Annotated in this window: 13 protein-coding genes and 1 riboswitch; of the genes, 5 read left to right on the top strand and 8 right to left on the bottom strand. The window is 68.0% G+C overall.

The annotated features are described in order from the left end of the window. Positions 1-17: 17 nt before the first annotated feature. The 4 genes from CFB34_RS18170 to CFB34_RS18155 all read right to left on the bottom strand — a co-directional run bounded on the left by CFB34_RS18170 (position 18) and on the right by CFB34_RS18155 (position 3,516). Positions 18-1,298, bottom strand: coding sequence for an EAL domain-containing protein (locus CFB34_RS18170; RefSeq protein ID WP_089439632.1), 1,281 nt, complete (start codon positions 1,296-1,298; stop codon positions 18-20). A 454-nt stretch (positions 1,299-1,752) separates the two neighbouring features. Further along, a complete protein-coding gene (locus CFB34_RS18165; protein WP_089439633.1) occupies positions 1,753-2,679 on the bottom strand; it encodes a DMT family transporter in 927 nt (308 codons plus the stop codon). 151 nt (positions 2,680-2,830) lie between these two features. Further along, on the bottom strand, positions 2,831-3,085 hold the full coding sequence (locus tag CFB34_RS18160; RefSeq protein ID WP_089439634.1) for a hypothetical protein: 255 nt from the start codon (positions 3,083-3,085) through the stop codon (positions 2,831-2,833). A 218-nt stretch (positions 3,086-3,303) separates the two neighbouring features. Further along, complete coding sequence (locus CFB34_RS18155; RefSeq protein ID WP_011545020.1) at positions 3,304-3,516, bottom strand: glycine zipper 2TM domain-containing protein; 213 nt, start codon at positions 3,514-3,516, stop codon at positions 3,304-3,306. On the opposite strand from CFB34_RS18155, the gene CFB34_RS18150 reads away from it, so the two are divergent. After that, a complete protein-coding gene (locus CFB34_RS18150) occupies positions 3,515-3,763 on the top strand; it encodes a hypothetical protein (protein WP_105771328.1) in 249 nt (82 codons plus the stop codon). The genes CFB34_RS18155 and CFB34_RS18150 overlap by 2 nt on opposite strands. Here the strand turns inward: CFB34_RS18150 and thiC are convergent. Beyond that, a complete protein-coding gene (gene thiC, locus CFB34_RS18145) occupies positions 3,757-5,688 on the bottom strand; it encodes a phosphomethylpyrimidine synthase ThiC (protein WP_089439635.1) in 1,932 nt (643 codons plus the stop codon). The two genes, CFB34_RS18150 and thiC, sit on opposite strands and share 7 nt — an antisense overlap. 124 nt (positions 5,689-5,812) lie before the next feature. Further along, positions 5,813-5,929: riboswitch (TPP riboswitch) on the bottom strand. A gap of 272 nt (positions 5,930-6,201) precedes the next feature. Between thiC and CFB34_RS18140 the strand changes: the two genes are divergently transcribed. The 3 genes from CFB34_RS18140 (at position 6,202) to CFB34_RS18130 (ending at position 8,021) form a co-directional block, all read left to right on the top strand. Continuing rightward, entirely contained in the window at positions 6,202-6,477 is a 276-nt protein-coding gene (locus tag CFB34_RS18140; protein ID WP_011351498.1) for a pentapeptide MXKDX repeat protein, read from the top strand. Positions 6,478-6,570: 93 nt separating this feature from the next. Further along, entirely contained in the window at positions 6,571-7,203 is a 633-nt protein-coding gene (locus CFB34_RS18135) for a cytochrome b/b6 domain-containing protein (protein ID WP_089439636.1), read from the top strand. A 29-nt stretch (positions 7,204-7,232) separates the two neighbouring features. Then, the gene (locus CFB34_RS18130; protein WP_089425873.1) at positions 7,233-8,021 is read left to right on the top strand and encodes a molybdopterin-dependent oxidoreductase; all 789 of its coding nucleotides are present in this window, start codon (positions 7,233-7,235) and stop codon (positions 8,019-8,021) included. A gap of 76 nt (positions 8,022-8,097) precedes the next feature. On the opposite strand, the gene CFB34_RS18125 is transcribed toward CFB34_RS18130, so the two are convergent. Continuing rightward, positions 8,098-8,379 (bottom strand): XRE family transcriptional regulator, encoded by a 282-nt coding sequence (locus CFB34_RS18125; RefSeq protein ID WP_089439637.1) that lies wholly within the window; start codon positions 8,377-8,379, stop codon positions 8,098-8,100. Beyond that, the gene (locus CFB34_RS18120; protein WP_089439638.1) at positions 8,376-8,729 is read right to left on the bottom strand and encodes a type II toxin-antitoxin system RelE/ParE family toxin; all 354 of its coding nucleotides are present in this window, start codon (positions 8,727-8,729) and stop codon (positions 8,376-8,378) included. The genes CFB34_RS18125 and CFB34_RS18120 overlap by 4 nt, the downstream gene beginning before the upstream one ends. Positions 8,730-9,233: 504 nt before the next feature. Here CFB34_RS18120 and CFB34_RS18115 point away from each other — a divergent pair. Then, positions 9,234-10,478 (top strand): EamA family transporter, encoded by a 1,245-nt coding sequence (locus CFB34_RS18115; protein ID WP_089439639.1) that lies wholly within the window; start codon positions 9,234-9,236, stop codon positions 10,476-10,478. Between the two features lie 21 nt (positions 10,479-10,499). On the opposite strand, the gene CFB34_RS18110 is transcribed toward CFB34_RS18115, so the two are convergent. Then, on the bottom strand, positions 10,500-11,699 hold the full coding sequence (locus tag CFB34_RS18110) for an MFS transporter (RefSeq protein WP_089439640.1): 1,200 nt from the start codon (positions 11,697-11,699) through the stop codon (positions 10,500-10,502). Positions 11,700-11,829 lie beyond the last annotated feature (130 nt).

Genomic DNA, 11,829 nt, shown 5'->3' with positions numbered 1-11,829 from the left:
GCTTGCCATCGCACTGGTTAGCGCATGACGGTCCCGGCGCTGTCGAGCACGAAGTCGACGCAGAACACGACCAGCCGGCTCTGCGCGCGGATCGCGACGGCGGCCGTATAGCAGTCGCGGCCTTCCGTCAGCGAGAAGTGCGGGCCCATCAGCGCGACGCGTCCGGGCGCGGCGATCGCGCGCTGGAAATACGGGCGCCGCGACCAGTTGCTGTGGGTTTCCGGGAAGAGCGGTGAAAGGCGGGTGACGCCCGCCTGGCCGTCGTCGGCGCGCGCGCCGATCGACGGCAGGAACTGCTCGCCGGTTTCGTCGGTGACGAACACGCGGCGCGCGGCCGGCACCGCGAACACGCGTTGCGCGGCGTCCTGCAGGTTGCCGCTTGCGGAAAATGCCGCCGCCCCCGACAGCACGAGCCGCTCGATCGCGTCGAAGCCGGGCTGCTCGGCGGCCACCGGCGTGTGCCGGCGCGCGATGAAGCGCTGCCACGCGGCGTCGAGCATCGCGGGTGCTGCCGCGCTGGCATGGGCGATCGATGCATCGGGCTGGCCGAACTGGAAGCCCTGCACGAAATCGATATCGGCTTCCATCAGCGCCTGCAGCGAGTCGTCGCTCTCGACACCCTCGGCGAGCACCATCGCACCGGCCTGATGCAGCATCGACACGAGGTGATGCATGATGCGGCGATCGTCGGCCGAACCGGTCGAGCGTACGACGAGCGAGCGATCGAGCTTGACGATGTCGGGGCGCGCGCGCCACACGCGGTCGAAGTTCGAGAATCCCGTGCCGAAGTCGTCGATCGCGATCAGGAAGTCGCGATGCTGGATCATGTCGATCGTGCGGGCGAGCTCGGCTTCGTCGCGCGACGGCTGTTCGACGACTTCCAGCACGATGCGGTTCGGCGGCAGCGCGAAATGCCGGCACAGCGCTTCGACGAATTCGCGCTGCACGAGGCCCGAGTCGAGCACGCGCGGGTTGACGTTCAGGAACAGCCAGCCGTCGCCGATGCCTTGCGCGATGAAGTTGGCCGTGTGCAGGCAGCGCGCGAGGCGGTCGAGCAGCAGCGCGTCGGCGTCGGCGCGCGTCTTGTCGAACAGCGCGGCGGGCGAGATCAGTGCGCCGTTCGGATCGACGACGCGCAGCAGCGCTTCGTAGCCGACGACCCGCTTGTGCGTGATCGACAGCACGGGCTGGAACACGCTGCGCAATGTCGTGGTGCGATAGGTGGCGACCCAGCCGCCGGGCGTCGGCGTGAGGCGTTCGAGCAGGGAGTCGAGCGAGAGGTCGCGGACGGGCTTCATGTCAACGGTGCCCGGGGCCAAGCGGCGCAACGGCAGCGCGCCGCCACGCTGAAGCAGTCGCACGCGCCGGCGGACGCGAAAGGACGTGGGACATCGAGACCGCCTTCTGCGGGTAAGTGTCCGAAGTGTAACGGGAATGCGGCGGCTCGCGTATCAGGGAAACTCCAGACACACGCGGGAACGGCACTGCGGCCGGCGCCGCTCGCATGCGCGCAGCGCATGACCGCCGCGTCGCGTCGGGCGTCGCCGCCGCACATGACAATCGGGGAGCATGGCATGCGCGGCAAGGCGAGGCGGGAAATCCCGACAGCCGCCAAATGGCGAACGAAGCTCGCCGTCAGCGGAATGCCGGACGCGCCGCGGCACTATTCGAGGGCGCGGCGATGAATAGCCGGCGCCCGGTCGTCACGCATCACGGCCGGAACGATGGCGGTGCGTGCACCCGAATGTATCGTCAGGTCGCTTCGCCGCTGCGCGGCCGGATCCCGGGAATCCGCTTGATTGCGCCGGTCGCGAGCGCGGTGCCGACGAGCACGATCACGCAGCCTTCGATCATCACGGCCGACACGTGTTCGCCGAGGAACAGCGCGCCCCACAGCAGGCCGAACACGGGAATCACGAACGTCACGGTAATCGCCCGCGCGGGGCCGATGTGCGCGATCAGGTGGAAGAAGATGAAATACGCGATGCCGGTGCAGGCGACGCCCAGCGCGAGCACCGAGCCCCATGCGTGCGCGCTGACCGGCGCGGCCGGCCAGGTGGCGATCGCGAACGGCAGCAGCAGGACGGTCGAGCCGATCATGCTGCCGGTCGCGTTGACGAGCGGATCGACGCCGGTCAACTTGCGCTTCGTGTAGTTGGCCGCGATGCCGTACAGCAGCGTCGCGCCGAGCGCCGCGGCGGCGGCGAGCGCGGTCGCGGCGGCGCCCGTTTCGCCGTGCGCATTCGCGATCTGGTTCCACACGAGCGTGAGCACGCCGGCGAAACCGATCACGAGGCCGAGCGCGCGCGGCAGCGACAGCTTGTCCTTCAGCCACAGGTAAGCGACGAGCGCGCCCCACAGCGGCGTCGTCGCGTTGATCACCGATGTCACGCCGGCCGACAGCGTCAGTTCGGCGAACGCGAACAGGCAGAACGGGATGCCCGAGTTCAGTGCGCCGACGACGAACAACGGCCACGCATGCCGGCGCAGCCGGGCGCCGAGATCGGCGGGTTTGAAGCGCGTCAGCGCGAAGCCGGCGAGAAACAGCGCGCCGATGCCCACGCGCAACGCCATCAGCGGCGCGACGCCGAAATCGACCACGCCGACGCGGATGAACAGGAAGGACGCGCCCCACAGGGCGGCGAGCACGGTCAGCAGGAAAGCGTTCTTGGGTGACATCGATCGGCGAGGGCGGGGACGGGATGCGAGGAATCTTACACCGCGTTACTGCCCGTCGTTTCACGATCGGATGAAACGACAAGAAACGGTCATTCCGCCGGTTTGCCGCCGGGCCGCAGACGCTCCGCCACGTGCGGCGCGGCCGGTCAGATCAGTGATGGCGCCAGCCGCCGCGTCCGCCGAAGCCGAAATTGAGCGACAGCGCCGGGCCCCAATAACCGCCCCATGCTGGCGCATAGGCCGGCGCCGGATAGTAGTAGGCGGGGGCCGGATCGACATACACGGGCGCGGGCTGCACCGGCACCGGCGCCGCCGTGTAATAGCCGCCCGGATAATAGCCGTACGGGTAATAGCAGCCGGCAAGCGTCGTGCAGGCAAGCGCCGCGGCGACGAGGATCCTGTTCATGATGTGTCTCCGGCGGAGCCGGCGATCGGCAGATGGTTGAAGCTTAGGCCGAGTCCCGATGACACGGTATGAGAAACGGTAACCGATCATTTCCGGGCGGAGCGGCCCGGCCTGTTGCGGCCCGACAGACGAAAACGGCGCTTCCGCACTGCGGAAACGCCGTTGAACCACCGGCCTGCGGCTGGGCGGCGACGCCCGGCCGGCCGATGTCGGACTGCTTACTTGCCGACCTGGTTACCGATGATGCCGCCGGCCGCCGCGCCGCCCAGCGTCGACAGCGCGTTGCCGCCGATCGCCGCGCCGGCGACGCCACCGACACCCGCACCGATTGCCGTATCGCGCTGGCGTCGCGACATCGAATCGCAGGCCGACAAGCTGGCCACTGTCGCGACGAGGAGAGCGCATACCCCAAAACGCCGAATCGAATTCATGATCGTTGTCCTTGTGGTAGTGAACGGGAAGGCGCACGACCGGCTGGCGGCCGCGCATGAACCCAATCTACGCGCCGTCCCGCGCGGCTGCTGTAAGGACTTGTTAAGGCTCGCGCGGTTTCGTAATCAATTGTTTCGCATGCGCCGGCGGGCACGCGACATGCGCAAAAAAGCCCGCTCGAAAGCGGGCTTCGTGCGTGGCGAGGCGATCCGGCGGGAATCGCCGGACCGCGCATTCGCTTACTGACGGTGATAGATTTCGGCGCCGGTCTTGACGAACTCGACCGCCTTCACTTCCATCCCCTTCTTCAGCGCTTCGGTTTCCGACACGCCCTGCTGCGCCGCGAACTCGCGCACGTCCTGCGTGATCTTCATCGAGCAGAAGTGCGGGCCGCACATCGAGCAGAAGTGCGCGACCTTCGCCGAATCCTTCGGCAGCGTTTCGTCGTGGAATTCGCGCGCCTTGTCCGGATCGAGGCCGATGTTGAACTGGTCTTCCCAGCGGAACTCGAAGCGCGCCTTCGACAGCGCGTTGTCGCGCACCTGCGCGCCCGGGTGGCCCTTCGCGAGATCGGCGGCGTGCGCGGCGAGCTTGTACGTGATGATGCCTTCCTTCACGTCGTCCTTGTTCGGCAGGCCCAGGTGCTCCTTCGGCGTCACGTAGCAGAGCATCGCGGTGCCGAACCAGCCGATCATCGCGGCGCCGATACCGGACGTGATGTGGTCGTAGCCCGGTGCGATGTCGGTGGTCAGCGGCCCGAGCGTGTAGAACGGCGCTTCCTTGCACCAGTCGAGCTGGAGATCCATGTTCTCCTTGATCAGCTGCATCGGCACGTGGCCGGGGCCTTCGATCATCACCTGCACGTCGTGCTTCCACGCGATCTGCGTGAGTTCGCCGAGCGTCTTCAGCTCGCCGAGCTGCGCTTCGTCGTTCGCGTCGTAGATCGAGCCGGGGCGCAGGCCGTCGCCGAGCGAGAAGCTCACGTCGTACGCCTTCATGATCTCGCAGATCTCTTCGAAGTGTTCGTACAGGAAGCTTTCCTTGTGATGCGCGAGGCACCACTTCGCCATGATCGAGCCGCCGCGCGACACGATGCCGGTCATCCGGTTCGCGGTGAGCGGCACGTACTGCAGGCGCACGCCCGCGTGGATCGTGAAGTAGTCGACGCCTTGCTCGGCCTGTTCGATCAGCGTGTCGCGGAAGATTTCCCAGGTGAGATCCTCGGCCTTGCCGTTGACCTTTTCCAGCGCCTGGTAGATCGGCACCGTGCCGATCGGCACCGGGCTGTTGCGGATGATCCACTCGCGCGTTTCATGGATGTGCTTGCCGGTCGACAGGTCCATCACCGTGTCGCCGCCCCAGCGGATCGCCCAGGTCATCTTGTCGACTTCCTCGCCGATCGACGACGTGACGGCCGAGTTGCCGATGTTCGCGTTGATCTTCACGAGGAAGTTGCGGCCGATGATCATCGGCTCGGATTCCGGGTGGTTGATGTTCGCGGGGATGATCGCGCGGCCGCACGCCACTTCCGAGCGCACGAATTCCGGCGTGATCTCGGCCGGCGCATTCGCGCCGAAGGCCGCTGCGCCGAACGCCTGGCCCGGGTGCTGGCGGCCCATCATCGCGGCGAGCTTCGCGCCGTTCGGGCCACTCGCCTTCAGGCTCTCGAGGTACTCGGCGCGGCGCTGGTTCTCGCGGATCGCGATGTATTCCATTTCCGGCGTGATGATGCCCTGGCGCGCATAGTGCATCTGCGTGACGTTCTTGCCGGCCTGGGCGCGGCGCGGGTTGCGGTGCAGGCCCGGGAAGCGCAGGTCGGCGGTGGCCGGGTCGGCCGCGCGCTCGAGGCCGTACTGGCTCGACAGGCCGTCGAGCACTTCCGTGTCGCCGCGCGCTTCGATCCAGCCCTGACGCAGCGCGGCCAGGCCCGCGCGGATGTCGATTTTCGCGTCCGGATCGGTATAGGGGCCCGACGTGTCGTACACGTAGATCGGCGGATTCTTTTCGCCGCCGAAGCCGGTCGGCGTGTCGGCCTGCGTGATCTCGCGCATCGGCACGCGGATGTCGGGCCGGGAGCCGGTGACATAAACCTTGCGGGAATTCGGCAGCGGGGCGACGGCCGCGGCATCGACATGAGCGTCGGCGGACAGAAACTTCGGATTGGCGTTCATGCAATCTCCTGTGTGAGCGCCGGACAGGCGCTTCGGCGCTTGCCCGGAGCCCTTGACGTATGTGGGGCTCGAGCTAAGCAGGAGACGAGGCTTGGTGAGGCGGCGGATTTCGTCAGAAGGATGGCGGCGAAATCCGTACGCTTCCCTGCGCTGGCATTATCCAGATCAGGTTCAAAGGGTATTTCTCACCCGCAATGCCGGTTGTTTGACCGGGCGCATTGCAGGACCCCCGCGTTAGCAGCGCACACGATACACTGGCTTGGCGGCGGTTTCAACCGGGAGAGGATCGGCTGCCCCGGTGCGGCCGCAGCATGGCGGGCGGCACGGTGGCCCGTCGAAATGGCAGCGCGCGCCGCCGCCGCATGGCCTCCCGGCCCGGCCGGCCACGGCAATGCGGTGCAGCACGGCGCGCTTTCGCGCAACTTCAAAAAAAATTTTCGCAGCGGCTGTCATTTCCCGCGACGTCGTCCGTCTATTCGGCTCCTTAAACCCATGTTGTTCTGGAGAGATGTCATGAAAAAAGTACTGATTGCCGCTTGCGTCGCCGCTTTCGCCACGATCGCCACGGGCGCGTATGCGCAGAACGATGCGATGTCGCAGCCGGGTTCGTCGATGTCGAAAGACGCGATGGGCCACGACGCGATGGCCAAGGATGCAATGGGCCACGACGCGATGAAGAAGGACGGCATGAAGAAGCATGCGATGAAGAAAGACGCGATGAAGAAGGACGCGATGTCGCACGACGAGATGGGCAAGCCGTCGGGCGACAAGATGGCGCCGTCGAACTGACGAAAGGCGGACGCGGTGCGGCCGGCGCGTGCGTCGCACGGCGGCCGCCCGCATTGCATCGCGTCCCGTCGACTCATTCCGGGAGTCTTCATCATGCAAACCGTTCCCGCCACCGGCCGCGCGGCCGCCACGCCGCCCGCGCGCCCGATCCATCCGCTGTGGGTGCGCGCGAGCCACTGGCTCAACGCGCTCGCGGCGATCCTGATGGTGCTGTCCGGCTGGCGCATCTACGACGCGTCGCCGATCTATCCGCCGTTCACGTTCCCGCACGGGCTCACGATCGGCGGCTGGCTCGGCGGCGCGCTGCAATGGCATTTCGCGGCGATGTGGCTGCTCGTCTTCAACGGCCTGTTCTATCTGACGATGTCGATCGCGACGGGGCGCCTCGCGCGCAAGATGCTGCCCGTCACGCCGGCGTCGATCTGGCGCGACATCCGTGCCGCCGTGAGCGGGCGGCTGTCGCACGCCGACCTGAGCGTGTACAACGCGGTGCAGCGTGCCGCGTACCTGACCGCGATCGTCGATCTCGTCGTGCTGGTGCTGTCGGGGCTCACGATCTGGAAATCCGTGCAATTCCCGCTGCTGCGCGAATTGTTCGGCGGCTACGACAACGCGCGTGTCGTGCACTTCTGGGCGATGTCGCTGCTCGTCGGATTCATTGTCGTTCACGTCGCGATGGCGCTGCTGGTGCCGCGCTCGCTGCTCGCGATGCTGCGCGGGCGCTGACCCGTCAACCTCGGGTGAAGGAAATCATCATGTCGGAATCCGAAACCAAGCGCGACGGTTCGCGCTGGACGCTCGACCGGAAGTCGCTCGAACTCGACGTGCGCCGCGAGCTCGAGATGCCGTCGCGGCGGCTGTTCAACCGGCGCGTGCTGACGCTCGGCGGCCTGACGATGCTGACCGGCTGCACGCTGAAGGACGACGCGTCGGTCAACACGTTCCTCGAGACGGTGTCGCGCATGAACGATCGCGTGCAGGCCTGGCTGTTCAGCGGCGAGCGGCTCGCGCCGACCTACACCGAAGCCGACATCACGCGACCGTTCCCGTTCAACGCGTACTACGGGATCGACGACGTGCCGCACGTCGACGCGTCGACGTATCGGCTCGTGCTGTCCGGCCGCGTGACGGGCAAGCGCGTGTGGACGCTCGACGAACTGTATGCGCTGCCGCACGCGGAACAGATCACGCGGCATATCTGCGTGGAAGGGTGGAGTGCGATCGGCCGCTGGGGCGGTACGCCGTTCGGCGCGTTTCTCGCGCGCGCCGGTGCCGACACGCGGGCGAAGTACGTCGGCTTCAAGTGCGCGGACGATTACTACGAAAGCATCGACATGCCGACCGCGCTGCATCCGCAGACGCTGCTCGCGTTCGACTACGACGGCCAGCGGCTGCCGCCGGAGTTCGGCTTCCCGATGAAGCTGCGGATGCCGACCAAGCTCGGCTACAAGAATCCGAAGCACATCATGGAGATCTTCGTGACCGATACGTTTCCGGGCGGCTACTGGGTCGACCAGGGGTACAACTGGTTCGGCGGATCGTGAGCGGGGCGTTGCGTGCGGTGGCGGCGCGTGCGCGTGCCGCGATGCGTCGGGCATCGCGGCACGCGCACGTGACGCGTCACGCGGATTCGCGCACCTGGAGGTCGACGCGCAGGCCGACGGCCGCCGCCATGTTCACGAGCGCGTCGAGCCCGAACAGGTTGATCTTGCCGCGCATCAGGTCGGAGACGCGCGGCTGCGTGACGCCCAGTCGTTCCGCAGCCTGGGCCTGACTGAGCTCGAGCTGCGCGATGCGCTGCTTGAGCGCGATCATCAGCTCGGATCGCAGCTTCATGTTCTCGGCTTCGGCCGGCTGGCCCTCGATTGCGTCCCAGACGCTTGAATAACGGTCGGTGGTCATCGTTTCCTCTCCATCGTCAGCGCGCGATAGCGCCGGGCGGCCAGTTCGATATCGGCTCGGGTGGTGCGCGTCGCTTGCTTGCGGAAGCAGTGCAGCACGTAGACGGCGTCGGCGAACGTCGCGACGTAAATGATCCGGAACGCGCCGCTCGCATCGCGCAGGCGAATTTCCCGCACGCCGACGCCGACGGTGCGCATCGGCTTCCAGTCGTCGGGCGCGAACCCGCGTTGTACCTGGTCGATCTGGTGGCCGGCTTCGCGTCGCGCAGGCAGCGGAAAGCCGCGCAGATCCGCTAGCGCGCTGCCGACGAAAACAACAGGCTTCGGCGGGAGAATGGTCGAATTATACAAAATTTTGTATGGGCGGTGCAGGTGTCGAAGAGAGGTCGTTTAGCGCATGCGGCGCGTGAGCCGACCGTCACGATAAGGGGGACGTGCTGGCTGGCGCGCAGGACTGGCCGTTCGGCCGATGGCTGACTCGACCGCGACGGATGGCGTGAATGGCGGGTCGGATCGACATCGTGGCAACGCACACGTGTCGCGTATCCGGCCCCCGATTTCACCCGCACGCCGGCCGGGAAATGTCGCGCGGAAACATCATTCGCGATCCTTTCAGACTGGTCCGACGATGCTTTCGAATCCTTGATGCCATAATGCCGAGCGTGCGCAGCCGAAACGGTTGCGCGCGTTTTTTTGTCCCTCTGCCGCCGCTTGCCGGTTCTCTTTCGTCGCCGTTCGCACTGCCATGTCGTTCCGCACGTTCGCTCTGCCTTCCCGGTCCCGCCAGGGCCGTTTGCCGGCATCGCCGGTGTCTTTCAGCGGAGCACGCGGCGTGACGTGCGGGCAGGCTGCTCGATGACGCCGCTCGACCGTCTCCTCGATTTCTTCGCCCGCTTCTCGTTCCGGATCCGCCTGCCGCAAAGCCGCGGCGGCCGCGTCGCGCTGGCGCTCGTCTTCATCTATTTCGTCTGGGGTTCGACCTACAGCGGCCTGCATTTCGCGCTGCAGTCGTTCCCGCCGCTGCTGCTGTCGGGGCTGCGCAACCTGCTCGGCGGGATCGGCCTGTTCATCTTCGCGCTGCGGCGCAAGCCCGAATGGCCGACGCTGCTCGAAATCCGCAATGCGGGGATCGTCGGCACGATGCTCGTCGCGCTGTCGTCCGGCACGATCGCGCTCGGGATCAGTCTGGTCAGCAGCGGCTCGGCCGCGGTGATGGTGGCCACGGTGCCGCTGTTCGCGACCGTGATCGCCGCGGTTGCCGGGCGGCCGGTCACGAAAGGCGAGTGGTCGGCCGTGGCGCTCGGGATGGTCGGCATCGTCGTGCTGAATTCGGGCGGCGCGGCCGCGCAGAGCTCGGCGCTCGGCACGATCTGCGTGCTGGCCGGCGCCCTGTTCTGGGCCGGCGGCGCGCATCTCGCGACGCGGCTCAAGCTGCCGTCCGACCTGTTCCTGTCGACGTCGCTGCAGATCGGCCTCGGCGGCATGATCTCGACGCTCGTCGCGTGGCTGGTCGGCGAACGCGTCGAGCACCTGATGGTGGGGCCGGTGTTCGCGTTCCTGTACCTGATGGTGTTCTGCACGATGGCCGCGTACGTCGCGTACGGCTACCTGATTCGCCACACGAGCCCGATCATCGCGAGCAGCTGCATGTACGTGAACCCGATCGTCGCGGTCGCGCTCGGTGCGCTGCTGCTCGGCGAGCCGGTGACGATGGCGACGGTGGTCGCGACCGTCGCGATCCTCGGCAGCGTCGGGCTGTCGTTCGTGTTCGATCCGGCGCGCCGGCCCGCGGCGCGCGCGGCGGCTGCCAGTTCGGCGGCCGCGGCAGCCGCATCGACGGTGGAGGCGGCAGCGGCGCCCGAACCGATCGCGGTGCCCGATGCGGCGCCGATCCTGGCGCCTTCCGCCGTTCAGTTGGCCGTGCCGGCACCGGGCGCCGTGATGGATCCAGCCGCGGTCATTGAACCGGCACCGGCGTTCGCCACGCCGCCCAGCGCCGAACCGGCACCGGCGTTCGCGCCGCCGCCCGCCGCTGAACCGGCACCCGCGTTCGCTACGCCGCCCGCCGTCGAACCGGCCGCACCGCGCGCCGACGCGTGACGCGGCCGTGGCCGGTCGCGCTCAGTCGCGCCGGCCGCCGCGATGGTGGAACCAGCCCCCGAGCGCGGTGAACACCAGCCCGGTTGCACACATCCCGATCCAGCCGAATGCGTGCCATGCGGCGACGCCGGCCGACGAGCCGAGTGCGCCGCCGATGAAATAGCACACCATGTACACCGTGTTGACGCGGCTGCGTGCCTCGGGCTTCAGCGCATAGATGCGCGACTGGTTCGAGATCTGCGCGGCCTGCACGCCGACGTCCAGCACGATCACGCCGATCACGAGCCCGACGAGGCTCGAGCCCGACAGCGCGAAGATCACGAACGACAGCGCGAGCAGCGCGATCGCGAGCGAGATGATCGCGCGCGGGCCGCGCTTGTCCGCGAAGCGGCCCGCGTACGGTGCCGCGAGCGCGCCCGCCGCGCCGACGATCCCGAACAGGCCGGCTGCCTGCGGGCCGAGATGAAACGGCGCACCGGCGAGCAGCAGCGTGAGCACGGGCCAGAACGCGCTGAATGCCGCGAACAGCGCGGCACCCGTCAGCGAGGCTTCGCGCAGCCCGCGCAATTCGACTGCCAGATGCCACATCGAGCCGAGCAGCTTGCCGTACGACAGCGTCGACGTCGGCGAGCTGCGCGGCAGCCGCAGCACGATCACGGCGGCGAGTGCGACGAGCGCCGCGACCGACGCGGCGAACACCGCGCGCCAGCCGAAATACTCGGCGACGAAGCCGGCGGCCGTCCGCGCGAGCAGGATGCCGAGCAGCAGGCCGCTCATCACGGTGCCGACCGCATGCCCGCGCTCGGCCGGCGGCGCGATCTCGGCGGCGAACGGCACGGCCTGCTGCGCGATGGTCGCGAGAATACCGATCGCGAGGCTCGCCACGGCGAGCACGGCCAGCGACGGCGCGGTGGCCGCGACGATCAGCGCGACCGACAGGCCGGCGATCTGCATCAGGATCAGCCCGCGGCGGTCGAAGCGATCGCCGAGCGGCGCGAGCAGGAACATGCCGGCCGCGTAGCCGAGCTGCGTCGCGGTGGGCACCGCGCCGATCCACGAAGCGCCGGCGGGAAACGCCGAGCGGAAGCTGTCGAGCAGCGGCTGGTTGTAGTAGATGTTCGCGACGGACACCCCCGCGATCGTTGCCAGCAGCAACAGCAGGCTGCGCGAATAGTGGGGCGAGGCGGCGTCGGTCGGACGGTCGGTGGAGGCGGTGGACATGGCGGCGCGAACGGAAGTGGGGCGGCGCGGCGCGCGGCGCACGCGGCGGGTGCGCAGGCCGGCGGGGCGCCGTCGAGGCTGCCGATCATACCGGAGCGACGGGAATCCTGCCGGACGAGGGCAGACCGGC

The sequence above is a fragment of the Burkholderia sp. HI4860 genome, assembly GCF_002223045.2.
In the GTDB taxonomy this organism is placed as follows: domain Bacteria; phylum Pseudomonadota; class Gammaproteobacteria; order Burkholderiales; family Burkholderiaceae; genus Burkholderia.
Note: the sequence above shows the minus strand (reverse complement) of the source record. Positions and strands in the feature narration are given on the sequence as shown.